The following is a 23,779-nucleotide window of genomic DNA, read 5'->3' on the forward strand; positions in this document are numbered from 1 at the left end:
CCAGGACACCACTGATGTTGGATTTCCGTCGTCGAAGCACTCGCGGTCTCACCCTCTCCTCTTTCCTGTTCGCCTCGCTCCTGTTCGGAGCGGCCTGCGACCCCAATGCCGAGCTCGAGGCCAATCCCAATGCCGGGTTCACGGACTCCAGCGAGGGCATGGACCCCAGCGAGGGCATGGACCCCGGCGCGGAGAGCGCGCCCATCGATCTCGAGCAGCACGCCGACGGGCTGACCGCGTCGGATCCGAGCGCGACCGCGATCCCTCCAGCGCCCGCCGGGCTGCGCACCGTAGCGGCCTGGGAGACGCTGTTCCTCAAGCGCTGGAACACGGATCACACCTCGGACTTCCTGCCCAGGAGCACCTCGCGCGACAGCTGGCAGTTCTACAACCTCGGCTATGGCATCGACGGCAACACCGCGATGTACCGCGCCACCGGGAAGACGCAGTACCTCGACCGTGCCCTGCTCTACGTCAACAACATGGTCAACAGCGCGAAGACGTCCGCGTCGTTCTCCAGCAGCCGCTTCAAGGACGGCTACCTGGGCTGGATCACCCAGCGGCCGGAGACGATCGGGCAGGAAGTGCCCCTGTACGAGAGCTATTGCTGGCGCTACGTGACGCGCCTGCTGCGCGTCATCCGTGAGACGCCCGCGCTCTACAACAACGCCACCTACCGCGCGCAGTACGACCGGCTGCTCGAGTTCTCGGAGAAGAACATCTTCGAGAAGTGGTTCCGGCGCGGGGCCAACAGCCACATCTACCGCGTCAACACGCACATGTCCGCGCACTGGGCCTACATCGCCATGGATCTGTCGCGCATGACCACCGACGCGACCCGCAAGGCCAACTACCTGGCCGTGCTCAACAACGTCAACCGGGACATGCCCAACTACCCCTCGTCCCTGCGCGAGCAGATGGGCACCAGCCCCGTCAATCCGGCCGCCTACTTCTGGAGCGACACGTGGGGCTCCCACACGCGCCCCGGCCAGGACGTGTCCCACGGCAACGGGGTCATGGCGTTCATCGTCGAGGCGCATGACGCCGGCATCGAGTGGACGGACAAGGACATGCGCGCCTTCGTCGCGACGCTCGGCTCCGTCATCTGGCCCGCCGCCGGCAAGTACGGCAACTACATCGACGGCTCGGGACGCGGCAATGGCTGGTTCAACGACGGCCTGATGAAGCTCGGCCGCTATGACGTCAACCTGCAGCGCCGGCTCGAGACGCACGCCGTCGGGAACAACACCCAGTACTACGGCAACGCCGCGCTCAACGTGCGGCTGCTGTCCGAAGCGGCCGCGAAGTAAGGCCGCGGCAGCGGACAAACACCCCCCCCTCCCGCCCCGGTGCGCGGGAGGGGGATGGTGAGCAGGCTCCTGGGCGTGCCGGGTGCGGAGCCCGGCCTCCAACCAGGAGCCCGCATGTCCCAGCGCATCTACCTGTCCTCGCCCCACCTGGGCCCTTACGAGCGCGGCTACGTGGACGAGGCGTTCGCGAGCAACTGGATCGCTCCGCTGGGCCCGCACGTCGATGCGTTCCAGGCGGAGTTCTCCCGTTGCACCGGGGCACCGCACGCGCTCGCGTTGAGCTCCGGTACGGCCGCGCTGCACCTCGCCCTGCAACTGGTGGGCGTCTCTCCCGGAGACGAGGTGCTGGTGAGCACCCTCACCTTCTCGGCCACGGTGAACCCCATCCGCTACCTGGGGGCCACGCCCGTCTTCATCGACAGCGAGCGCACCTCCTGGAACATGGATCCCTCCCTGTTGAGCGAGGAGTTGGAGGCACGCGCCCGCTCCGGGCGGCTGCCGCGGGCCGTCGTCGTGGTCCACCTCTACGGACAGAGCGCCGACATGGACCCCATCCTGGCCGCCTGCGAGCGCTACGGCGTGCCCGTCGTGGAGGACGCGGCCGAGGCCCTGGGGAGCACCTACAAGGGGCGTGTCCCGGGCACGCTGGGCCGCGCCGGCATCTACTCCTTCAATGGCAACAAGATCATCACCACCTCGGGCGGAGGCATGCTGGTGTCGCCCGACGAGGCCCTCGTCCAACACGCGCTCAAGCTCGCCACCCAGGCGAGAGATCCCGCGCCGCACTACCAGCACTCGGAGATTGGCTACAACTACCGCCTCAGCAACGTGCTGGCCGCGATCGGCCGCGGGCAGCTGCGGGTGCTGGAGGACCGGGTCGCCGCGCGGCGCAGGAACTACGAGCTCTACGCGAGCGCCCTCGCGGAGATGCCGGGCCTCTCCTTCATGCCCGAGGCCCCCTGGGGGCGCCACACCCGCTGGCTGACGGCGCTGACGATCGATCCGGCGCACTTCGGCGCGGACCGGGAGGTGGTGCGGCTCGCGCTCGAGCGGGAGAACATCGAGGCCCGGCCCGTGTGGAAGCCCATGCACCTGCAGCCCGTCTTCGCCTCGTTCGCGCGGCGGGGAGGCGGTGTCGCGGAGGAGCTGTTCCGGAACGGGCTCTGCCTGCCGTCCGGCTCCAACCTCACCACGAACGACCTGGGGCGGGTGGTGGAGGTGGTGCGGGCCGTCCACCATGGCCGGCGCACGGGCCGCTGAGCCGCTCATTCGGGTGACGCGGCGTCGCCGAGGAACTTGAACATCGTCGCGTCTCCCGCGTGGGAGATGCCCTGGCGCTGCACGACGCGCAGCAACGTCAGCCCGAGGATCTTCGCGTCCAGGACCAGGCTCCAGTTGTCCACGTACCAGACGTCGTGCTGGAAGCGCTCCTTCCAGCCCAGGGCGTTGCGCCCGTTCACCTGGGCCCAGCCGGTGATGCCCGGGAGCACGTCGTGGCGCCGCGCCTGCTCGGCGGAGTAGCGCGGCAGGTACTCCACCAGCAGCGGGCGCGGTCCCACCAGGCTCATGTCTCCCCGCAGCACGTTCCACAGCTGCGGCAGCTCGTCCAGGCTCGCCGCGCGCAGGAACTTCCCGGTACGCGTGAGGCGCTGCGCGTCGGGGAGCACATTGCCCTGGGCATCCGTCGCCTCCCGCATGGTGCGGAACTTCACCAACTGGAACGTCCTTCCTCCTCGGCCCGGGCGCACCTGGCGGAAGAAGATGGGTCTCCCCATCGTGGCCCACACCCCCACCGCCGTGGCGGCCATCACAGGGGAGAAGATCACCAGCCCCACGGCCGCGGTCAGCCGGTCGATGCACTTCTTGAGGAACAGCCCCGCTCCAGCCTGTCTGTGCATGTGTTCGCGCTCCAGCGTCCGGGCCCGTCGAAGACGGCAGGCGCCTTCGCGAGCGTGCGGGAACGTAGGGGCCGCCCCCCGCGCCCCACCACTCCCCCCCGGGCCGCAGCCATGTGTCGGCGGCCGAGCACCCCACCCGCCTCAGGGTGCCACGTCCGCCGCGGGTGCCGCCTGGAGGCCCTGGAGTCCGAGGCGCCTCCAGGCGCGCAGGGTGAGCCACGCGCTGACGCCCAGCTCGACGAGCCAGCCCAGCGCCAGGGCCCACGCCGCCCCCACGGGCCCCGCCCGGGGCACCCACCACGCGCTGCCCAGCGCCACCACCACCACCGACACGGCGAGCATCAGCGCCTGCGCCTTCAGCTCCCGCGCCGCCGTGAGGCCGATCTGCAGGCTCACGCACACGTACTCCAGCGCGGCGGCCGCCATGAGCCAGACGAACAGCGACAGGTTGCTCGCGTAGGCGGCCCCATAGAAGAGCGTCAGCGCCCAGCGTCCGAGCACCACCGCACCGGCGATGGCGCAGACCCCCACCAGCGCCGCCCCTCCCGTGAAGACAGCGAGCGAGCGGCCGAAGCGGCGCTGATCCCCCGCCGCGTGGTAGCGCCCCAGCCGGGGGCTCACCACCTGCCCGAGCGCATGGACCACCCGGCCTCCCAGCGCCGTGAAGTAAGCAAGCGCGGCGTACATGCCCAGCTCGGCCTGGCCGAACCGGGCTTCCAGCAGGTAGCGGGGGACATTGGGGCGCAGCGAGCCCAGCAGCGCGGTGATGCCGAGCGCGTAGGCGAGCCCCCACAGGCTCTTGAGGCGTATGCCCTCGGTGCGCCAGCGCATCCGCCCCAGTTGGGCCCAGGGCCGTGCGCCTCCGAACTCGCGCCGGTACGCGGGCGTGTCGAACAGGAAGAGCACGACGGCCCAGGAGAGCGCCAGGGCGGCCGCCGCGACGGCCGTGCTCCCCGTGGCCTTCAGCGCGAGCACCACCAGCACCACGGAGAGCACGCTCTTGGCGATGATCGACCGGGCGATGAGCACCAGCCGCTCGGCCTTCTGCAGGGCCCCGTAGAACACCTCGCTGAGGGCCTCGAAGCCCTTGGCCACGGCCAGCAGCACGATGACGAGGGTGGCGCGCACCGGGTACCCCATCAGGGAGATGGCGCAGCACAGCAGCACGCCTCCGAGCACGTTGAGCACCATCAATCCCAGGTAGTGCTCGAAGCCGTAGGCGCTCCGGGCGTCGGTGGCCTGGAGGGTGCGCAGGTTCATCCGCGCCAGGAGCATCACCGGGGCGGTGATGGCCAGGCCGAGGGAGAACTCGCCCAGCTGCTCCATGGTGCCCAGCCGGGCGCAGGCCACCAGCACTCCCCACTGGGCGAGCGCGTAGATGAGCCCGGCCGCGAGCGTCCACGCGAAGTTGCCCCCCACCGACCGCCGCATCACGCCCTGCCCACCGCGTGCCGCAGCACCTCGGCCAGCCGGAGGGCCGCGGAGTCCGCGGAGAACCGCTCCCGGCCGAGCCGCCCCGCCCGCGCCCCCGCCTCGGCGAGCCAGCGGGAGTCCCGGAGCTTGTCCGCCAACAGCGCCGCCGCCGCGGAGACGTCCCTGGGAGGCAGGTACAGGCCGAACTGCTCCCGCTCCATGAGCTCCGTCTGCCAGCCACCGTGGTTGAGCGCGATGGGCCGGCTGGCGGCGAGCGCGTCGAAGAACTTGTTGGCGGAGTTGTCCCGCATGACCGGCATGTCGGTGACGAGCGAGGTGGAGATGCTGGCCGCGGAGAGCACCGCGGGCATCTCCGCCTTGGGGACGGTGGGAAGGAAGAAGAGGTTGCGGTCGCGCACGCCGAGCTGCTCCGCGAGCGTGTGCAGGGCCGTCTCCTCCCGTCCCTGCCCCATGATGACGAAGCGCACCTCGGGGTCGCGCTTCAGCATGTCCGCCGCCAGCCGCACGAGGTAGCCGACATCATTCACCAGGCCCAGGGTTCCGGCGTACAGCACCATGGGCCGCTCCCCGAGCCAGGGGTATTTCCGCCGGAACTCCGCGCCCGCCGAGGCCGGGACCTGGAAGCGGTCCGGGTCGCAGAGGTTGGGGATGACGGTGATCTTCTCCGGAGATACGCCCGCAGCCTCCACCCCGGCCTTCATCCCCGGCGAGAGCGCGACGATGTGTGCCGCCCCCGTGTAGGCGGCCCGCTCGAGCAGCTGGGCGGCGAAGATGGCGGGGCGGCTCTTGAGGGCGCCCACCGCGATGGGGATGGCGGGCCAGAGATCCCTCACCTCGAAGACCATGGGCCTGCTGTTCCAGCGCGAGGCGAAGAGCCCGGGGATGGCGATGGTCAGCGGCGTGCTCGTCGCGAAGACCACGTCGCCGGAGAGCTGCATCGCCCGGCGCGCGGAGTTGACGGCGAAGTGGCCGAAGGCGCGCATCCGGTCCGCGTACGCCATCGAGTTGGAATAGGCCACCGGGAGCCAGTGCACCTGGATGCCGCTCTCGTTCGTCTCACGCCAGCCCCGCGTGTCCCAGCCAGGCTGGGTGTCCGAGGTCACCATGTGCACCTCGTGTCCCATCGCGACCAGACGGCGGGCCAGCTCGTAGGAGCGGGTCCCGCCGCGCATCTCGGGCGTGGTGAAGTATTGGTGGAGGTAGATGATCTTCATGTCAGCTGGCTCCAGGGACAGCGGGACGGACGACGGCCGAGGTACACGAGGACATCACCATCAACAGGAACAGGGACCGGCTGTCGTAGAGGTCCCCGCTGGACTGGCTGCCGAGCAGCACCAACATCACCGCGCCGACGGTGGCTCCATCCAGGCCGCGGCGCTCCCGGAGTGCCGAGCGCGAGAAGACGAGCAGGGCCCACCCGAGGAACAGCAGCCCCAGCGCCCCACCCTCGCAGAACACCTCGAGGAAGAGGTTGTGGGGGTAGACGCCCAGCCCGAGCGCCGGGAAGGCCGCGAGCCCCGCCCCCGCCACCGGGTTGTCCAGCCCGAGCTCGTACGCGGCGGCATACAGGGTCTCGCGGCCCGACAGGTACACCTTGCTCTCCGAGTCACCGCTCCCCTCGTACTTCAGGGTCAGCTTGAGGAAGCGCTCCTCCAGGGAGCGGTCCAGCGCCTTGCCCAGGGGCGAGAGCGTGGCCGCCACCACGACGGCGGCCGTGGCGAGCAGCGACAGGAGGGCGAGCCGACGCAGCGGCACACGTTGCACCACGAGGAAGGTGAGCAGGCCCGCGAGGATGGCGAGCGCCCCACCCCGTGAGCCGGTGAGCAGCGCGAGGATCACCCCGGTGGCCGCCGTCGGAATCCAGAACCAGGCCCGCCCGCGCCGGTACCAGAAGTACATGGCGCCGAGCGCGAGCAGCCCCATGAGCCGGGCGAAGACGTTCGGTCCGCCCCCCAGCACGGCCAGCCGCGCGCCGCCCCCGCCTCCCACCAGTTGGCCCACCCCGGCGAGTGCCATCAACCCCGTGGCCGTGACCACCACGGTCCAGAAGGCATCCAGCACCCGCTCCGCGGGTTGGCGGAGCGCGGCGAGCCCGAAGCCCACGCTCATCACGCCGGCCAGGACCAGCTCGTAGAGCTTCCACAGCGCCAGGCCCGTGTCGGGTGCCCAGAACGTGCTGACGCCCAGGTAGCCGAAGAACACCACCAGCGCGATCAACAGCCGGAGATCCAACCGGGTCTCCCCCGGGCTCGCCGGGCGGTGGGCGCGGTGCACCAGCCCCACCGACGCGAGCATCAGCCCGCCCATGACGATCCACAGCCGCAGCTCCAGGAACGGGTTCGGCTCGAGGCTGTCGGAGGAGGCCAGCCGTTGCAGTCCCCAACGGCCCGAGAGCACGTAGAGCGCGGCGATGACGCCCAGTCCCGCGCATCGGATCCATCTCATGAGGTGGCTCCAATCCCGCGCTCAGCGCCCGGCCGGGTACTCGTACTGGTAGATGCCGCTCACGGCGCGTCCCGCCGATGAGCGCGGGACTCCGTTGAAGATGATTCCCTGGACGCGGACGCCGTTCTGCTCGAGCCGGCCCAGGGCCGCGGCCACCTCGCCCATCGGGTGGGCGCCCGCGCGCACCACGGCGAGGTTCACGCCCGCATGCCGGCCCACGAGCGCCGCGTCGGTCACCGCCAGGATGGGCGGCGTGTCGAAGAGGACGAGGTCGTACCCGGCCGACATCCGCGCCACGAGCTCCGTGAACCTGTCGCTCAGCAGCAGTTCGGCGGGGTTGGGCGGCAGGGCGCCGGCGGCCAGGAAGGACAGGCTCCGTCCCGGAACCGGCAGGATGGCCTGTTCCAGCTCGGCCGTCCCCGCGAGGACCTCGGAGAGGCCATGGGAGCGCTCGGCCTGGAAACAGCGGTGGAGCCAGCCCCCGCGCAGGTTGGCGTCCACCAGCAGGACACGCTTGCCACAGTCCGCCAGCACCCAGGCGAGGTTGACGGAGACGAAGGACTTGCCCACCCCGGGGCTCGGCCCAGTGAGGGAGATGACGTTGTTGGGCGCGTCCTTCAGCGAGAGCAGCAGGCGGGTCCGCAGGCCTCGCAGGCTCTCGACGACCAGGTCACGCGGCTGGGTCTCCGCCAGGATGGGGAACAGCCCGCGCTCCGAAGCCCGCTTCCAGCGGCTCCGGCGCGAGGCCCCCCCGCCGAGGGGAATGGTGGCATAGACCGGCACCCCGAGCTCCGCCTCGACCGCGGCGGGAGCCGAGACGCCCTTGCGGAGCGCCTGCCGGGTGAAGGCGTGTGCGACGCCGAGCGTCAGCCCCAGCACGAGGCTCACCGCGAGCACCCCCGGTTTGTTGGGGCGCACCGGCGCGCGGGTCACCACGGGCTCGTCGAGAATGCGCGCGTGGCCGACGATGCTCGACTTCAGCACCCGGTACTCCTGGGCCTTGTTGTTGAGCTGGAGGTACAGCTCGGTGGCCACCTTCACGTCCCGCATGAGCTGAGCCGACTTCAGCTCCGCGGCCGGCAGGCCCTTGATCTGGGCGTTGAGGGCGCTCCGGTCGGCCCGCAGCCGCGCCAGCTTGCGGCTGGTGGCGGTGAGCACCGGGTGCTTGTCGGTGAAGCGCTGCCGCAGCTCGGAGCGCTCGAGCACGAGCGCCGAGATCGACTTCTCCAGGTCCACGCTCCGGTTCAGGAGCGCCTGGGTCTCCATCCCGAGATCGACGATGCCCTGGCCCGCGCGGTGGGTGCTCAGGGCCGCCTCCGCTCGCTCCAGCTCCTCGCGCAGGCCGGGCAACTGGCTGTCGAGGAACACCAGCGTCCGCTCCGCCTCCTCGCTCCGGTGCTCGACGTTCTGGCGGACATAGTGGCTCGCGATGGCCCGGAGTGTCGCGGAGATCCCCGCGGGATCCTCCCCCTCGAGGGCCGCGGTGAGGACGCCGGTGTTGGTGCCCTTCTCGCTCAGGCGCAGCGCGCGCTGGAGCTCCTCCACCACCTCGAGGCGGGAGCGCCGCGTCACCTGGAACTGCGTCCCCGGGCGGGCCTCGAGCTCGGAGACGAGCAGCTCCACCCGCCAGGGCGAGCCCGGTGGCGCCGTGGCGGGTGTGCCGGCGCGCCCGCTGAGCAGAGGGGTGGAGTCCGGGCCGAGCAGCGCGTACGCACCGGCCTCCCCGGCGACGAGCGTGAGGGGGACGTCCTCCAGCTCCGGCGGCACGCTCACCTGATCCACCCGGAGGCGCTCACCCCCCCAGGCGAACTGGTCCAGGTACCACCGGGGCTCGGCGAGGCCCGGTCCCTTGTGGTCGCGGGCCAACGCCGCGCCCAGCACCGGGAAGTACCGGGGCCTGGCCACCACATCCAACCGCAGCTCGTCGACGACCCTCCCCAGCAGCGCCCGCGAGCTGAGGACCTCGATCTCGGTGGAGGCCTGCCTGGACCCGTCCGCGAGCAGCTCGTCCAGTGCCCCCAGGCGGCTGACCTTCTCCTCGAGCTGGAGCACGGCATTGGCGCGGTACACGGGCGTCGTGGAGGTCATGTACACGGCCCCCACCATGAGCGACAGGACGACCGCCGCGATGATCGAGCCGCGGTGCTCGATCAGGATGGCCAGGTGACGGCCCAGGTCGAGCTCGTCGGTTGGCGATCCCTGGCCGGAGCGGTCGGGCACCTTGCGGCTGGAGGAGCTCGTCATGGAGGCTGGATAATGATCGCTCTGTTGCCGGTATCTACTGCCTGCCAGAGCAGCTGAACTGTTGGCTGGATCTGACTGATGATGCGGTTCCAGCGTGTCAACTCGTGCGCCGAGACGAACACGACGTCATGTGGCTGAAGCTGGAACTGCGTCGCGAGCAGCAGCGCGTCGGGCGAGCTCGCATCGAGCTTGTAGATGGTGGGCCGGTCGAAGCTGCCGCGGATGACATAGAGCCTGGCCGGGTTGGAGGTGACGGGCTCGAAGCCCTCGCTGTCGCCAATCGCCTCCGCGAGTGTCATCCGGCCCTTCACCATGAGGCGCGAGGAAGGCTTGCGGACCTCGCCGAGGACGAAGACCTTGTTCCGGCTCCGGTCGGAGACGTGGAGGATGTCTCCATCCTGGAGGAGCCAGTTCTGGCTGATATCGCCCTGCTCGTGGAGCGCCTGCAGATCCAGGGTGAACGTCTGGCCGCCCCGGGTGAGCGTCACGCCGCGCAGGTCGGCCTCGGCGGTGGGTCCCTTCGCCTGGCTGATGGCGTCCTGCACCCGGAGGGGGACATCCGTGATGGGGATGCTGCCGGGGGCGAGCACCTCCCCGGTGACCTGGACTTTCTGCCCCCGGAAGCCCACCACGCGCACGTCGAGCTGCGGCCGCTCGATGACCGGCGCCAGCCCCTTCGTCAGCAGCTCGCGGATCTCCCGCAGCGTCTTGCCCGCGACAGGGATGACGCCCACGTGTGGGAAGAACATCGTCCCATCGGCCGCCACCGGGTGGCCCGTGGCCTCGGCGGACCGGAACTCGCCCGCTGGGATGGTGAGCTCGGGATGATCCCAGACGATGACGCTCAGCACGTCGTGGGCCGTCACCCGGTAGTCATAGTCCGCCGCGGCCGCCGCCAGCGGATCCTGCCGCGGTGCGGGCCGCGTCTGCTCCCGCTCCGCCAGCTGCCTGCTCAGCAGCTCCGCGTCGATCGGGATGATCTCGAACGCGTCGCCGGTGCCCGCGTCCGCCTTCCCGGCGTATCGCTTCCGGAAGGCGCCTTCGTCCATGGACATGCCAGGGCCCCACGCGCAGGCACTCAGGCACAGCACCGCGGCCAATAGCAGGACGCGCTTCATCCACCCCCCCGGATCCTTCCAGCGCCTTCGAGCATGACCTCGAGGCCGCCGGATTCTTCCGAGCCGGGGGAGCCCTCGCAAACCCGCGAGCGTGCGGGTGTCCGGAAGGAAATAGGAGGCAGGGCCCGGACAACAGATCACCTGCCCTCCGGGGCGTGTGCCTCCCGCCGTGGCAATCCCGCGGGTGGCCTACCGGGGACTGCCCTCCCCCTGAACGGGCTCCCCGGCGGCCAGCAGATGGGCGGCGGCCACGGGGATGAGGGGGCGCAGGAAGCACTTCACCAGCGGCAGCGCCGAGAGCGCCCGCGCCACCGCGAGCCCCACGAGGCTCCACGGCCGGCGCTCCACGCTGGCGGCCGGGGAGAACACCTCGCGCGTGCTGTTCGTCCACAGCGAGCCGTAGATCCCCAGCGGCGGAAGGATCGACGTCAGCCGGTTCCAGCCGCGCAGGAACCAGGGCTCGCGCGGATTCTGCTCCTGCCAGGCCAGGGCGCTCTTGCCCGCGGTGAAGACCACGAACCACCAGGCGACCCAGACGAACATCAGCACGGAGAGCAGCGCGTCCCTCGCGGGCAGGAACAGCGTGACGGCCCAGAGCACGACGGCGCCAAACCCCCACACCACCAGGCCCCGCCAGCGCTGCTTCATCTTGCGGCGCAGCCACGGCAGGTCGAGCCGGATGCGCGGGGTGAGCGGCTCGTCCTCCGGCGCCAGTCCGGAGCGCAGGCTCACCTCGCGCTCGAGCTCCGTGTGGAAGTCGCGCGACAGGGCGATGACGATCCACTGGGCGATCTGCAGCGAGGACAGCAGCGCCGCCCAATAGACGGCCCAGTGGACGGTGCGCTTCCTCTCCACGCCCTCGGCCTTCGTGGCCACGGCTTTCGCGGCGTCCCGCGCCGCCCGCCGGCTCTCCTCGGCCGCCTGGGCCTCCTTCAGGGCCTGCTCCACCGCGGCCCGCACCTTCTCCTGGTCCGCGCCCGCCAGCCCGGCGAGCACCGCCGCGCTCTCCGCCGCCTTCTGGAGCTGGCGCGCCCGCTTCATCCGGGCCTCGGCCTCCTCCACCGCGGCCTGCGCCTGTTCCTGCGCCTCCGCCACCTCGCGCTGAACCTCCTCCTGATGCTGCTCCGTCCACTCCTCGGGCCCGACCGACTCCACGAACTCCTTGCCCGAGCCCGTGAACGCCACCGCCAGCCCGACGATGGCCACCACCTGGAGCACGCCCACCGCCAGGTAGCGCCGCCTCAGCGCCCGGTCCTCCCAGAGGGTCCGCAACAGATGGAACGGCAGGCAGAAGCCGTGGACGAGCTGCCTCAGCCGGTTCACTGGCAACGGAACACTCCGCTGCTGGAAGTGTCCGGCGCCACGACGCACGTCGTCCCACACCACCGCGAGCCACTGTTCGCGAGCGGTGGCCGGTCCGGGCTGGAGACTCCCCCCACCCCGCGGCTCCTCTAGAGGAGGCAGGGCGTCCTTCTGGCGATTCGACACACGCGGAACGCTAGCACGAGGGGCCTGGGGCGGTGGGGGTGCCCTTTTTGGCGACCCAGGGGGGGAGCTGTGGTATTCGCGCGGTCGTATCGCCAACGAATTCGGAGCCCTCATGCGTCGAGAGTCCGTTATCAACGGTGTGGTGACCTTCGCCCTCCTGGGCGCCCTCACCGGCTGCGAGAAGAATTCCGCACAGGAAACCCCGCCCGCGCAGCCGGCGCAGGCCCCCGCGGCCCAGCCGGCCGCCCCCAAGCCCACCACGGTGACGGTGCTCGTCACCGGTAGCCCCAATGGCCAGCTGCTGCCCACCCCTGCCGCCGAGGGTGAGAAGCCGACCACCGGCGCGGCGGAGCTGCTCGGCTGGTGGGCCGCCAAGGAGAAGCACTGCCCCGGCCAGGTCAAGGACGGCCAGGCGCCCTGCAAGGACGCCTCGACGCTGGCGCTGACCATCGGCGATGCGTGGAACGGGCCGGCCCTCTCCTCCTTCTTCTACGGAGAGACGACGTCGGCGGTGATGGGCCGCATGGGCTTCGCCGCCTCCGCCCTGGGCAACCACGAGCTGGACTACGGGCGCCAGCAGTTCCAGAAGAACCTCAAGACGGGCGGCTTCCCCTTCCTGGCGGCCAACCTGAAGGTGAAGGACGCGGCGCTGGCCAAGGACTGGGATCTGCCGGGCTTCAAGGTGTTCGATCGCCAGGGCCTGAAGATTGGCGTGGTGGGCCTGACGTCGCCCAAGACGGTGGCCACGGCCATGGCCGGGCGCGCCGAGGGCCTCGAGGTCCTCTCCGACGAGCAGGCGCTGACGGACGCGGTGGGCGAGGCCCAGAAGGCCGGCGCGGACACGGTGGTGGTGCTGGCGGACGAGTGCCCGAGCGATCTGCAGGCCGTGCTGAGCAAGCACCCCGAGTGGAAGGTGTCGCTGGTGGCCGGTGGCCGCTGCGCCCAGCCGGTGAACACGAAGGAGGGCAACACCACCTACGTGTCGCTGGGCCGGGGCTTCGACAAGTACCTGCGCGCCGCCTACACCTATGACGCCTCCAAGCCCGAGGGTGAGCAGGTGACGGGCGTGGAGGTGACGATGGTGGACGTGACGGGCGGCGAGGGCGCGCCGGCCGCGGACGCCGACACCGCGAAGATGATCGCCGACTTCAAGGCCAAGCTGGATCAGGCCCTGGGCGAGGAGATCGGCGTCACGAAGAAGGCCATGGAGAAGGACTCCAAGCAGCTGGCCAGCTGGGTGACGACGGCCATCCGCGAGCAGGTGGGCACGGACGCGGTGGTGCTCAACCGCAAGGGCTTCCGCGAGGGCCTGCCCGCGGGCAAGGTGACCAAGGGCAGCGTGTACTCGGTGCTGCCGTTCGAGAACTCGGTGATGGTGGTGGAGGTGAAGGGCTCGGACCTGGCCCGTCAGCTCGCCAACCCCGAGGCGGTGTACTCGGGCTTCACGCCCGCCGGGAAGGGCTTCAAGGACGCCAAGGGCAAGCCGCTGGATCCGAAGAAGGAGTACAAGGTCGCGACGATCGAGTACCTCTACTTCGGCGGTGACGGCTTCGAGTTCGAGAAGCTGGACCCGGAGCCGGGCGAGACGGGCATGTCGTGGCAGACGCCCGTCATCGACTGGACCAAGGAGAAGGGCACCACCGACGCCAAGCCGCTGGACAAGCTGATCAAGTAATCCGCCGTCCGCGCAGGCCACGGGGCCCGGTTCCTCCCTGAGAGGTACCGGGCCCTCGTGTTTCCAGCCGTTGCCGCCTACTTGCTCGAGCCACCGGACTTGCGGCGGCGCCCGGCCAGCATGGACACGGCCGTCAGCAGCGCCCAGCCGGAGAGCACCCCGGGCGAGGACACGCCGCAGCCGCAGCCGCCGTCACCCCGCGGCTCGTACTCCCGCCGCACCTTCACGTCGAACGAGCAGCGCGAGACGTTGCCGAACGTGTCGGAGGCGGTGACACGGACCTTGGTGTTACCCACCACGAAGTCACTGCCGGGCGCGGGATCGTAGGTGATGGACGGCTTGGAGACGGCGTCGGTGGCCTCCGCCGCGAAGTCCACCTTGGAGCCGTAGCGGAACTTGCGCCAGACCTCCATGTCACGCGGGCAGGTGAGCCGGGGCGCGGTGGTGTCGCTGACCACCACCTGGAACGAGCAGGTGGTGGAGTTGCCGGACTCGTCCGTCGCCGTGGCGAAGACCGCGGTGTTGCCGAGCGGGAAGTCGCTGCCGGAGAGCTTGCTGTAGGTGATGCTCGGGAGCGCGGGCTTGTTGTCGCTCGCCGTGGCGCTCGCATACGTCACGGGCGCGCCCGCCGGACCCTTGGCCTCCATGTACACCCGGGACGGGCAGACGAGCCCCGGCGGGGTGCAGTCATTGAGAGCCCAGGGCTCGGCGCCATCGGTGCCATCGTCGGTGATGAAGAAGACGCGCGGGCCCACCGGGGTGAGCCAGGAGGGCTCCGAGGAGCCAGGGCCGGGGACGATGTCGTGGAGCAGCACCGTGCCGTCCTGGGTCCCATCCGTCGACCAGAGCTCACGCCCCTCCGCCGCGGTCTGCGCGCTGAACAGCACCTTGCCGTCCACCACGGTCAGCCAGAAGGGCGCCGCGCTTTCACGGCCGGGATTGATGTCCTCGATCAGCGCCGTGCCGGCCACCGTTCCATTGCTCCGCCACAGCTCGAACCCGCTCGCTTCGTCCCAGGCGGTGAAGATCAGCTGGCCATTCAGGTTCGTCAGGAAGCGGGCGTTGCTGGACTCCTTGACGACGTACGTGCCGTCCGTCGTGCCATCGCTGCGCCACAGCGAGCCGCTCGCCCCCGACACGAAGAAGACCTGCCCGCCCGTGGACGTCAGCGACGCGGGCGCCGCGCCGTAATCATCGGAGGAGCTCCGGCCCAGGCTCTTGACCCGCGCCGTCCCCGGCGCCGAGCCGTCGCTCTTCCAGAGATCCCACTGGCTCGCATAGGGCGACCCGGCGAAGAAGTAGAGCGTGTCACCGGCCACCGTCAGACCCTGGATGATCTGCTCGCCGGGATCACTCTCGATGACCCGGACGGCCGCGACGCGCTCGGTGCCCGCCTCCGTGCCATCGCTCTTCCACAGCTCGGCCTCGTGGGGCCCGCCATCGGCCGCGAAATAGAGCGCGTTCCGCAGCACGGCCAGCGAGGTGATGCCCGCGCCTCCGGTACCGGGGACGAGATCCTTCACCAGCACCGTGCCCTCCGGCGTGCCGTCGCTCTTCCACAGCTCGGGGCCGTGGACGCCGTCATCGGCGACGAAGAACAGCGTGCCCTCCAGCGCCGTCAGCGAGGTGATGCCCGAGTCCTCGGGGCCAGGACGGAGATCCTTCACGAGCACGGTGCCCTCGGCCGTCCCATCCGTCTTCCACAACTCGCGGCCCAGGCCCTCGCCCTTGGCGGTGAAGAAGAGCGAGTTGCCGGCCACGGTCAGCGACCGCGGATCCGAGCCCGTCGAGCCCGGGAAGACATCCGCCACCCGCTCCGTGTCCGACTCCCCTCCCCGGCTCCGCCAGAGCTCCAGACCGCTCGTCCCATCGTTGGCGGCGAAGAAGGCCGTCTTGCCCAGGACGATGGGCGGCTGGACGTCATAGTCCGGGAAGGAGCTGGCACCACCGGCGGCGATGCCCTTGACCAGGGTGACCGGGCGGCAGGCGGCGGGATCCGCCGAGGGAACGGGAGTAGAGTCCAGCGCGGCGGCAGTGAGCGGTGCGCCCGCCGCGGCCAGGGCGCTGATGCATAGCAGTGAAGACACACCGGTCCAGTACCGACGCATGGTCCACCTTCCTGTCTGAGGAGCGGATGAGAGGGGGGCCGTACTCTGTGCATCCGCTACAGCACGACAACCCGCGCTCCAGGACGAGAGAGGGTTTCTGTGCTGCACAGCTCATTTCCCGAGGGAATGAGGCGGAAACAGTCAAGTGCCTGGGATGCTTGTCATTGGCGCACGCCGGTGACGCTCGCCTACCGGCGGACCGGGCCCGGCTTGCGCCACGGTGCGGGAGGATGGTACGCCCCGGGGTTCAACGCGTCCGTCTCATTCCTGACAGCAGCACGGGAAACCCGGGCCCAGTCTGGTTGCCATGAAAGGCAGCGGGGGAAACAGCATGCACATGTTCAGCAGGGCTTCGACACGCCTCATCCGGCGTGTACCGATACTCGCCATGCTCGCCGCCCTGGCGGCGGGGTGCCCCGGTGGGGACCAGCGGAGCATCAGCGGCAAGGTGACGTACGACTTCGTCCCGGCCACCTACTCGGCCACGACGGGCACGGGAACGCTCGCCTTCGCCCAGGCCTCCAAGCGGCCCGTGCGCAACGCGGTCGTCCAGTTGCGGCAGGGCTCGGGGGTCATCGCCACGACCAACACCGACGAGCAGGGCAATTACCGGCTCGTCTACATACCCGAGGACGACTCCGGAGAGCTCTCGGTCCAGGTGCTCGCGAAGACGAGCAGCCCGCAGATCCAGGTCGAGGACAACACGGACGGCAACGCGATCTGGGCGATGGGCGCCAAGCTGTCCGGCACCGACGCCGAGTCCGAGTCCGGCACGACGCTGAGCCTGCACGCCGGCCACGGCTGGACGGGCAGTGCCTACGACGCGACCCGCCGCGTGGCGGCCCCCTTCGCCGTGCTCGACTCCATGTACACCGCCGCCAAGGCCTTCATGGCGGTCCGCCCCGTTTCCTTCCCCGCGCTCAAGGTGAACTGGAGCCCGGACAACGTTCCCCAGGGCGGCGACAAGGCGAGCGGATTCATCAGCACCTCGCACTTCTCCCCGGCCGAGAATGAAATCTACATCCTCGGCAAGGCGGGCGCGGACACCGACGAGTTCGACAGCCACGTCATCGTCCACGAGTGGGGTCACTACTTCGAGAACAACCTGTCGCGCTCGGACAGCCCCGGAGGCCCGCACGGCCGGGGTGACGTGCTGGATCCGCGCATCGCCTTTGGCGAGGGCTACGGCAACGCCATCGCGGCCATCCTCCTGCCCGAGTCCCTGTATGTCGACACGGTCTGGTCCGGCTCCGGTGGGTCGCTGACGGCCTTTGGCATCGACGCCGAGACCGAGCCGCTGGACACCGATGATCCCACTCCCGGGGTGTTCTCCGAGGCGAGCGTGCACCGGCTCCTCTATGACCTCTACGACTCCGGCACGAACGAGTCGTCGTACGACAAGGTCTCGGTCGGGCTGGGCCCCTTCTACGACGCCCTGGCGGGCCTGCAGAAGACCACGCCCTCGATGACGACCATCGCCTCGTTCATCACCGCCCTCAAGGAGCAGCCGGGCGTGGACTCGGCCGCGGTGAACACGCTGCTCTCCCGTTACAACATCGGCCCCATCACCTCCATCTGGGGCGAGGGCGACTCGCGGATGTTCCCCATGTACTTCAGCGTGGGCTCGTACCCGTACAACGGCACGCTCACGCTCGACGGCGGCTACGAGTACAACACGTGGTACCAGAACCAGTACTACGTGTTCGTGGGCAATGGCTCGCGCGTCACCGCCTCGGTGAATTCCACGTACGACGTGGCCCTCACGCTCTACCAGCAGGGCGACGTCCTGGGCGGCTCGGACAAGACCACCAGCGGCACCGAGTCCGTCAGCCTCACCACCCAGAACAACGCGATCTACGTCCTGGTGGTGACGGGCTTCAAGGAGACGGACGGCGGCTACGGCATCTCCATCTCCATCACGAGCCCGTGATGGCGTCCGGCCCTTCGACAATGACTTCAGGAGCACACATGAATCGCATGTCCTTCGCAGTCCTTCCGGGCTTCTTCGCGCTGCTGGCATTGACGGCCTGTTCCTCCGCGGCGAAGTCCACCCCGCCCTCGGCCAACTCCGCCGCCACGACGGAGCAGGCCGTGCATGGAAAGATGGAGGCCCCAGTGGTGGTGAACGCCCAGCTCGAGCAGTCATCCGCCCGGGTCACCGTGCGCTTCGACGCCCCGGCCACCGGCGTCCGGGTGAGCGTGCATGGCCTGGATGGGCTGACGGTCACCAGCCAGCCGACGCTCGCCGACGGCGCCAGCTTCCCGCAGGCCACGACGGCCAGCTACGACGTGGCCTTCACGCGGGGCGCCGGCCGCTCCCACCTGGTCGTCTCCGTGTCCGGTGAGTTCAAGGGCGCCCAGCGCACGCGGGTCTCGACCTTCGCGATCGGCACCCCCACGGACGCACAGCGCTCCTCCAACGCCACCAAGGCCGAGGGCGCCAACGGCGAGCGCATCAAGGTCATGCCCGTCGATCCGCAGTAGCCGCTCCCGGCCCGGGATGCGCCCACCCGCCATGACAGGCGGGGAAGCAGGCGCATCCTGGCCGGGTGGAGCCAAGGGCAACCTCTTGCCGTAGACTGGCGGCAGCCATGAGCGGAGACGGGAGCCGAGACGGGACCGACAGCACCATGACCGTCCAGCCCGGCGGCGTGCCGGAGGAATCCGAGGCGGGAACCAGCACCACCGTGCTCACCGCCCGGCGCACGGGCGCGGAGGGCCCTTCCCAGGGGCCGCTGCCGGTGGTGGACCCATCCCGCTACGCCATCACCGGAGAGCTGGCCCGCGGCGGCATCGGCCGCATCCTGCGCGCCAGGGACCTGCGGCTGGACCGGCCCGTGGCCCTCAAGGAGATGCTCGCGCCCGCCCGCGGCACCGAGCCGCGCTTCGTGGCCGAGGCGCTCGTCACCGCGCGCCTGCAACACCCCGCCATCGTGCCCGTGTACGAGGCGGGGCGCTGGCCCGGAGGCGACCCCTTCTACTCCATGAAGCTGGTGTCCGGCCGCTCGCTGGCGGACGTCATCTCCGAGCGAAAGACACTGAAGGAGCGGCTGGCGCTGCTGCCGCACGTGCTCGCGGTGGCCGAGGCCATGGCCTACGCGCACTCCGAGCGCATCATCCACCGCGACCTCAAGCCCGCCAACGTGCTGGTGGGCGACTTCGGCGAGACGGTGGTCATCGACTGGGGCCTGGCCAAGGATCTCTCGCGCGAGCACGGCGCCGAGTCCAGCGGCGAGGCCTCGCCTTCCACCGCGGCCGCCGTGGACAGTGGACTCACGCGGGTGGGCACGGTGATGGGAACGCCGGCGTACATGCCGCCGGAACAGGCCGCGGGCCAGCCCGTGGACGAGCGCGCCGACGTGTACGCGCTGGGCGCCATCCTCTACCACCTGCTGGCCGGCACCCGTCCCTATGAGGGGAAGACCTCGGAGCAGGTGCTGCAACGCGTGGTGGGCGGTCCGCCGCCGCCGCTCTCCGAGCGCCAGAAGCACATCCCGGTGGATCTGCTGGCCATCGTCACCAAGGCCATGGCGCGCGACCCCGCCGGGCGCTACGCCACCGCGCGCGAGCTGGCCGAGGACCTGCGGCGTTTCCAGACGGGACAGATCGTCGGGGCCTACCACTACTCGCGGATGGAGCTGTTGCGCCGCTTCGTCCAGCGCTACCGGGCCGCGATGGCGGTCACGGGGGTGGCCCTGGTCCTGCTCGCCACCGTGGGCGTGGTGAGCTTCCGCCGTGTCCTGGCCGAGAGGGATCTCGCGCACCAGGCGCAGCAGCAGGCGCGGGCGCAGACCGACGAGCTCCTGTTGATGCGGGCCCGCGACACCGTGGGCAAGGATCCCAACGAAGCCATCGCCTGGCTCCAGAAGCTCTCGCCCGGCTTCGAGCGGTGGAGCCAGGTGCGGACCATCGCCGCCAATGCCCGGACCCATGGCTTCGCCCCCGCGCTGCGGGGCCACACGCAGGCCATCAACGACACCGCCTTCACCCGCGATGGCAGGTCCCTGCTCTCCAGCAGCGACGACCACACGCTGCGCGTCTGGGACCTGGAGCGGGGCGAGAGCCGGATCCTCTCCGGACACACCGACGAGGTCTGGCGGATCCAGCTGCTCCCCGGCGGCCGCCGGCTCATCACCAGCGGCAAGGACGGCACGCTGCGCGAGTGGGACCTGGAGACGGGCGAGGGCAAGCTGTTCGCGACCCTGTCCGGTCCCATCTCCGCGGTGGCCGTCGGCTGTGCGGACCCGTGTCTGATCGCCGCGAGCCGTACGGACGACGTGCTGCACCTGTGGGACCTGCGGACGGGCGCGGCGCGGACGTTCCACACGGGCGTCAGGGGAATCGACGAGCTCCTCCCCTCGCCGGACGGGGAGCATGTCTTCGTGCGCGGCCACAACGCCCAGGCCTCCGAGTCGGCGATCGGGAACCTGGTGCGAGGCACCTTCCAGCCCGTGAAGGAGGCGGGGATCGTCTGGGCGGACGCGTTCGCTCCGGACGGCAGGCTCTTCACGGGCAGCAGCTCCGGAGACCTGTACGTCTGGGAGCCTGGGGGTGGAAAGGGGCGGCTGCTCGCGCGAGGCCTGGGCACCCTCACGGCGCTCGTCGTCATCCCGGGCAGCACGACGCTGGCACTCGGCGGGCTGGATGGGTCCGTGCGGCTCTGGGAGACCACCACCGGCCAGCTGACGGAGTTGCAGGGCCACGAGGGACGGATCAGCAGCCTGTGCGCCTCCCCGGACGGACGCTGGCTGGCCTCCGGCAGCGCGGACCGCACCTCGCGCCTCTGGGACCTCTCCACGCGCGAGGTCCGCATCCTGCGCGGGGCCCTGGAACACACCAACCCCGTCCTCTTCTCCCCCGACAGCCGCCGGCTGGCCGTGGCCAGCGCCGATGGACAGCTGCGCCTGTTCTCCGTGGAGGCGGAGACGCATCGCGTCCTCTCGACCCTTCGAGCGACGCAGCTCTCCCTGGCGCTCTCTCCCGATGGCCGGCGGCTGGCCTCCCTGTCCTCGAACGGGGAGCTGCGCCTCCTCGACGCGGCCTCGGGCATGGCGCTCCGGGAGGTGAGCGGTTTCAACGTGGCCGCGCTGGCCTTCTCCCCGGATGGCCGGTGGCTGGCCGCCAGCGCGCCCGATGGCCAGGTCCACCTGTGGGAGGCCTCCACCGGGCGCCAGGAGCGCATCCTCGCGGGGCACTCGCTCCGGGTGTCCGCACTCGCCTTCTCCCGCGATGGCCGGTGGCTCGCCTCGGCCGACGAGGGCGGCGACGTGCGCTTGTGGGAGCCCGGCTCCGGAACGGGCCGGCTGCTCGGCGGTCACGGGAAGCGGGTGTGGCAGCTCGCCTTCTCACCGGAGGGCTCGCGGCTCGCCTCCGCGAGCGCGGACCGGACGGTGCGGCTGTGGGACGTGGCCTCGGGAAGCTTCGAGGTCCTCACGGGCCACGAGGACTCCGTCCGCACCCTGGCCTTCTCCCCGGATGGGCAGCGCCTCGTCACCGGCGCCATGGATCACACCCTGCGCTTCTGGGAGCTGCGCGACGGCAAGAGCCAGCGCGTGGACGCGAGCGGCGCGGGCGTCCTGGAGGTCCTCTTCTCCCCGGAGGGAGCGCGTGTGGCCAGCCGGAGCGACAAGGATGGGCGCCTGCTGCTCTGGGACGCCCGGACGGGCCAGCTCCAGGCCACGCTGCGCGGCCCTCATGGCGAGGTCCGCGACATCGCCTTCTCGCCCGACGGGACGCGGCTGGCCGCGGCGGGGCTCGACAAGACGGTGTGGCTGTGGGACCTGGCCACCGGCGAGGGCCGGACACTGCGCGGCCACACCGGGCAGGTGGGCTCGGTGGAGTTCTTCCCGGATGGCCTGAGCCTCGTCTCCACGGGCCAGGACGGCACGCTGCGGCTCTGGCCGGATGATCTCGCCTGGGACGCGGATGCGCTGCGCGCCTGGATGAAGACCGTCACGGGTGAAGACCCCACGCCCGGTGTCTCCTGGCATTGACCATGTCCCACGCCCCCTCCTCCCCACCGCTGCCGCTGGTGCTCGACACCAACGTGGTCCTGGACCTGCTGGTGTTCGACGATCCCACCGTGCGTCCCCTGGCCCAGGCCCTGACGGCGGGCGAGGTCACCGCCTGGGCGGATGCGGAGACGCTGAAGGAGCTGGAGCTCGTCCTCGCCTACCCCTCCTTCGCCCTGGACGAGGCGGCCCGGCACGCCGCCCAGGCCCGCTACCAGAGCCTCGTGCGCGTGGCTCCCGGGGAGCTGGGAATGCCTCCGCCTCCCCTGCCCCGCTGCCGCGATCGGGATGACCAGAAGTTCCTCGTGCTCGCCGCGCGCGTGGGCGCCTCGTGGCTGGTGAGCAAGGACAAGCGGGTGCTCTCGATGGCCGGAAACAAGGCGCTGCCGTTCGGCATCCTCTCGTCCCGGCAGATGGCGGAGCGGCTGCGGCGGCGCTGAGCGGGCGCCGGCTCAGCTCATCCGCTCCAGCTCACGCCGCTCCGCGTCCCGCACCGACTGCCGCAGCTCGGCGATCCGCCGCCTCGCCCACTCCGGCGCCAGCTCGAGCTCCTCCGGGAAGAACAGGTCCTCGCCGGCCTCGCCGACGCGCACCTGGATGAGCGGATCATGCGGGTACTGGAGGTCCGGATCATCGAACACCAGCGCCACCACGACGCCGGCCTGGCCGAGGAACCGCCGGTTCATGGAGTCATCCGCCGAGGTGCTGACGATCTTCACCGTCTCGCCGATGCGCACCGGAGCGCCGTCCACGTCCTCGAAGACGATGAGAGAGGAATCCTGGATCATGGCGCGAAGGACCGGGGTTTGAGGGACATGGAGACGACGAGCGTCGCGGCGGCGGCGATCGCCCAGGCGGACAGGTGGTAGCCCAGGACGTGCTGCCAGCTCTGGGTGCACGCGAGCTCTCCCACGAAGGCCCCCGTCGTGCCCACGGACAGGCCGGCCAGGAGCGCACGCAGGGGACGGAAGGCGGCGCCGCGCAGAACGGCCACCGCCACGACGAGCGGAATGAGCGCCACCCCGACATGACTGGCCGTGCAGACCCAACCCGGCAGGGTGGGCACCTCCACGGCCGGGCCCCGCGCGAGGACGAGCGACACCGCGCTGGCCAGGGCCATCATCACCCCCCAGGGCTCGAGCGTGCGGCCCCGCGGAGAGAGCGCTCCCCAGGCACACACGGCGCTGGTGGCCCAGAGCAGGGCCAGCAGCGGCGCGCGGCTCAGCAGGAAGGCACCGGACGTCCGCCCCAGCACGAGCAGCACCCCGGCCACCACGGCCGTCAGGCCCGCCGACGCCGCGAACACCCACGTGGCCTGCGTGCGCCAGCGCCGCACCGGACGATGGCGCGCCAGCTCCTCGCGCGCCACGGACAGCGTCCGCTCGATGACCGCGCCGTCGGTGCGGAGCTCCTCCGCGAGCAACCTGTCGATGGAAGGCCGCATCAGGCCTCCTCCAGTCCTTCCAGCAACTGCCGGAGCTTCTCGTAGCCACGGTGCGCCCGGACGCGGGCCGCCCCCACGCTGATGCCTCGCATGGAGGCGATCTCCTCGAACGACCAGCCCTCGACCTTGCTGAGGATGACCGCCTCGCGCTGGTCCGGGGGCAGCTGCTGCAGCGCGTCCTCGAGGCGCCTGCGCATGCCGGGATCTCCGACGCCGGGCTGGACCGACGAGGGCGAGGGATCCCGCTCCTTCGAGAAGGCCTCCACATGCTGGCGGCGGCGCAGCGCATCCCGCGCCGCGTTGGCGGCGATCGTCAGCAGCCAGGGAGCGAAGCGCGTGCCCGGCTCGTACCGGCCCCGCGCGCGGATGACGGACAGGAAGGTCGTCTGCAGCAGATCCTCCGCGAGCGGCCCGTCCCGCACCATCCGCGTCAGGAAACCCTGCACGCGTCCGGCATGGCGGGCGAAGAGCGCCTCGAAGGCCGCGTGTTCACCGTCACAGAACCGTTCCATGAGCTCTTCGTCCGTGGGACTCCGCATCTCCTGACTCACGTACGATTCACCCCGGAAAACGTTTCCGCGGCCTTGAAAGAAAGCGGCATGAC

At 70.7% G+C, this 23,779-nt stretch carries 18 protein-coding genes; 7 read left to right on the forward strand and 11 right to left on the reverse strand.

Annotation, left to right across the window (positions count from 1 at the left end):
- The first annotated feature begins 14 nt into the window (after positions 1-14).
- Together NR798_RS27490 and NR798_RS27495 are read left to right on the forward strand one after the other, a co-directional pair.
- Positions 15-1,310 (forward strand): hypothetical protein, encoded by a 1,296-nt coding sequence (locus NR798_RS27490; RefSeq protein WP_375765471.1) that lies wholly within the window; start codon positions 15-17, stop codon positions 1,308-1,310.
- Positions 1,311-1,424: 114 nt separating this feature from the next.
- A complete protein-coding gene (locus NR798_RS27495; protein WP_375765472.1) occupies positions 1,425-2,570 on the forward strand; it encodes a DegT/DnrJ/EryC1/StrS family aminotransferase in 1,146 nt (381 codons plus the stop codon).
- A gap of 5 nt (positions 2,571-2,575) precedes the next feature.
- Here the strand turns inward: NR798_RS27495 and NR798_RS27500 are convergent, their stop codons facing one another.
- The 7 genes from NR798_RS27500 to NR798_RS27530 form a co-directional block, all read right to left on the reverse strand.
- Positions 2,576-3,208 (reverse strand): sugar transferase, encoded by a 633-nt coding sequence (locus tag NR798_RS27500; RefSeq protein WP_375765473.1) that lies wholly within the window; start codon positions 3,206-3,208, stop codon positions 2,576-2,578.
- 141 nt (positions 3,209-3,349) lie between these two features.
- Positions 3,350-4,639: a lipopolysaccharide biosynthesis protein gene (locus tag NR798_RS27505; protein ID WP_375773832.1), complete on the reverse strand. Its 1,290-nt coding sequence runs from the start codon at positions 4,637-4,639 to the stop codon at positions 3,350-3,352.
- Positions 4,639-5,856, reverse strand: a complete 1,218-nt coding sequence (locus NR798_RS27510; protein ID WP_375765474.1) for a glycosyltransferase family 4 protein — start codon at positions 5,854-5,856, stop codon at positions 4,639-4,641. Before NR798_RS27510 ends, NR798_RS27505 begins: the two co-directional genes overlap by 1 nt.
- A gap of 1 nt (position 5,857) precedes the next feature.
- Positions 5,858-7,087 (reverse strand): O-antigen ligase family protein, encoded by a 1,230-nt coding sequence (locus NR798_RS27515; protein ID WP_375765475.1) that lies wholly within the window; start codon positions 7,085-7,087, stop codon positions 5,858-5,860.
- A gap of 21 nt (positions 7,088-7,108) precedes the next feature.
- On the reverse strand, positions 7,109-9,331 hold the full coding sequence (locus NR798_RS27520) for a polysaccharide biosynthesis tyrosine autokinase (RefSeq protein WP_375765476.1): 2,223 nt from the start codon (positions 9,329-9,331) through the stop codon (positions 7,109-7,111).
- Positions 9,328-10,449 carry a polysaccharide export protein gene (locus NR798_RS27525; RefSeq protein ID WP_375765477.1) on the reverse strand — a complete coding sequence of 374 codons (1,122 nt, stop codon included), beginning with the start codon at positions 10,447-10,449 and terminating at the stop codon, positions 9,328-9,330. Before NR798_RS27525 ends, NR798_RS27520 begins: the two co-directional genes overlap by 4 nt.
- Positions 10,450-10,638: 189 nt before the next feature.
- The gene (locus NR798_RS27530; RefSeq protein ID WP_375765478.1) at positions 10,639-11,820 is read right to left on the reverse strand and encodes a hypothetical protein; all 1,182 of its coding nucleotides are present in this window, start codon (positions 11,818-11,820) and stop codon (positions 10,639-10,641) included.
- A 229-nt stretch (positions 11,821-12,049) separates the two neighbouring features.
- Between NR798_RS27530 and NR798_RS27535 the strand changes: the two genes are divergently transcribed.
- A complete protein-coding gene (locus tag NR798_RS27535; RefSeq protein WP_375765479.1) occupies positions 12,050-13,612 on the forward strand; it encodes a bifunctional metallophosphatase/5'-nucleotidase in 1,563 nt (520 codons plus the stop codon).
- A gap of 77 nt (positions 13,613-13,689) precedes the next feature.
- Here the strand turns inward: NR798_RS27535 and NR798_RS27540 are convergent, their stop codons facing one another.
- A complete protein-coding gene (locus NR798_RS27540; RefSeq protein WP_375765480.1) occupies positions 13,690-15,423 on the reverse strand; it encodes an ELWxxDGT repeat protein in 1,734 nt (577 codons plus the stop codon).
- Positions 15,424-16,108: 685 nt separating this feature from the next.
- Here NR798_RS27540 and NR798_RS27545 point away from each other — a divergent pair.
- The 4 genes from NR798_RS27545 (at position 16,109) to NR798_RS27560 (ending at position 22,171) form a co-directional block, all read left to right on the forward strand.
- Positions 16,109-17,650, forward strand: a complete 1,542-nt coding sequence (locus NR798_RS27545) for a hypothetical protein (protein WP_375765481.1) — start codon at positions 16,109-16,111, stop codon at positions 17,648-17,650.
- Between the two features lie 38 nt (positions 17,651-17,688).
- Positions 17,689-18,204, forward strand: a complete 516-nt coding sequence (locus NR798_RS27550) for a hypothetical protein (protein ID WP_375765482.1) — start codon at positions 17,689-17,691, stop codon at positions 18,202-18,204.
- A gap of 146 nt (positions 18,205-18,350) precedes the next feature.
- Positions 18,351-21,713, forward strand: coding sequence for a protein kinase (locus NR798_RS27555; RefSeq protein ID WP_375765483.1), 3,363 nt, complete (start codon positions 18,351-18,353; stop codon positions 21,711-21,713).
- A 2-nt stretch (positions 21,714-21,715) separates the two neighbouring features.
- A complete protein-coding gene (locus NR798_RS27560; RefSeq protein ID WP_375765484.1) occupies positions 21,716-22,171 on the forward strand; it encodes a putative toxin-antitoxin system toxin component, PIN family in 456 nt (151 codons plus the stop codon).
- 12 nt (positions 22,172-22,183) lie between these two features.
- Here NR798_RS27560 and NR798_RS27565 read toward each other — a convergent pair whose 3' ends face one another.
- Genes NR798_RS27565 through NR798_RS27575 form a run of 3 tightly spaced genes read right to left on the reverse strand, consistent with a single transcriptional unit; the run spans position 22,184 to position 23,714 of the window.
- Positions 22,184-22,519, reverse strand: coding sequence for a Carotenogenesis protein CarS (locus NR798_RS27565; RefSeq protein WP_375765485.1), 336 nt, complete (start codon positions 22,517-22,519; stop codon positions 22,184-22,186).
- Entirely contained in the window at positions 22,516-23,175 is a 660-nt protein-coding gene (locus NR798_RS27570) for a DUF1109 domain-containing protein (RefSeq protein ID WP_375765486.1), read from the reverse strand. The genes NR798_RS27565 and NR798_RS27570 overlap by 4 nt, the downstream gene beginning before the upstream one ends.
- Positions 23,175-23,714 carry an RNA polymerase sigma factor gene (locus tag NR798_RS27575; protein ID WP_375765487.1) on the reverse strand — a complete coding sequence of 180 codons (540 nt, stop codon included), beginning with the start codon at positions 23,712-23,714 and terminating at the stop codon, positions 23,175-23,177. The genes NR798_RS27570 and NR798_RS27575 overlap by 1 nt, the downstream gene beginning before the upstream one ends.
- Positions 23,715-23,779 lie beyond the last annotated feature (65 nt).

Origin of the sequence: Archangium gephyra, from assembly GCF_042230915.1 — a bacterium.
Lineage (GTDB): Bacteria > Myxococcota > Myxococcia > Myxococcales > Myxococcaceae > Archangium > Archangium gephyra_B.

Bases quoted from the DNA above. Each gene is read 5' to 3' on its own strand.
- NR798_RS27510 (WP_375765474.1), bottom strand. From the start codon at position 5,856: ATGAAGATCATCTACCTCCACCAATACTTCACCACGCCCGAGATGCGC.
- NR798_RS27520 (WP_375765476.1), bottom strand. From the start codon at position 9,331: ATGACGAGCTCCTCCAGCCGCAAGGTGCCCGACCGCTCCGGCCAGGGA.
- NR798_RS27575 (WP_375765487.1), bottom strand. From the start codon at position 23,714: ATGCGGAGTCCCACGGACGAAGAGCTCATGGAACGGTTCTGTGACGGT.
- NR798_RS27570 (WP_375765486.1), bottom strand. From the start codon at position 23,175: ATGCGGCCTTCCATCGACAGGTTGCTCGCGGAGGAGCTCCGCACCGAC.
- NR798_RS27525 (WP_375765477.1), bottom strand. From the start codon at position 10,449: ATGAAGCGCGTCCTGCTATTGGCCGCGGTGCTGTGCCTGAGTGCCTGC.
- NR798_RS27545 (WP_375765481.1), top strand. From the start codon at position 16,109: ATGCTCGCCGCCCTGGCGGCGGGGTGCCCCGGTGGGGACCAGCGGAGC.
- NR798_RS27515 (WP_375765475.1), bottom strand. From the start codon at position 7,087: ATGAGATGGATCCGATGCGCGGGACTGGGCGTCATCGCCGCGCTCTAC.
- NR798_RS27500 (WP_375765473.1), bottom strand. From the start codon at position 3,208: ATGCACAGACAGGCTGGAGCGGGGCTGTTCCTCAAGAAGTGCATCGAC.
- NR798_RS27490 (WP_375765471.1), top strand. From the start codon at position 15: ATGTTGGATTTCCGTCGTCGAAGCACTCGCGGTCTCACCCTCTCCTCT.
- NR798_RS27550 (WP_375765482.1), top strand. From the start codon at position 17,689: ATGAATCGCATGTCCTTCGCAGTCCTTCCGGGCTTCTTCGCGCTGCTG.
- NR798_RS27555 (WP_375765483.1), top strand. From the start codon at position 18,351: ATGACCGTCCAGCCCGGCGGCGTGCCGGAGGAATCCGAGGCGGGAACC.
- NR798_RS27505 (WP_375773832.1), bottom strand. From the start codon at position 4,639: ATGCGGCGGTCGGTGGGGGGCAACTTCGCGTGGACGCTCGCGGCCGGG.
- NR798_RS27535 (WP_375765479.1), top strand. From the start codon at position 12,050: ATGCGTCGAGAGTCCGTTATCAACGGTGTGGTGACCTTCGCCCTCCTG.
- NR798_RS27495 (WP_375765472.1), top strand. From the start codon at position 1,425: ATGTCCCAGCGCATCTACCTGTCCTCGCCCCACCTGGGCCCTTACGAG.
- NR798_RS27560 (WP_375765484.1), top strand. From the start codon at position 21,716: ATGTCCCACGCCCCCTCCTCCCCACCGCTGCCGCTGGTGCTCGACACC.
- NR798_RS27565 (WP_375765485.1), bottom strand. From the start codon at position 22,519: ATGATCCAGGATTCCTCTCTCATCGTCTTCGAGGACGTGGACGGCGCT.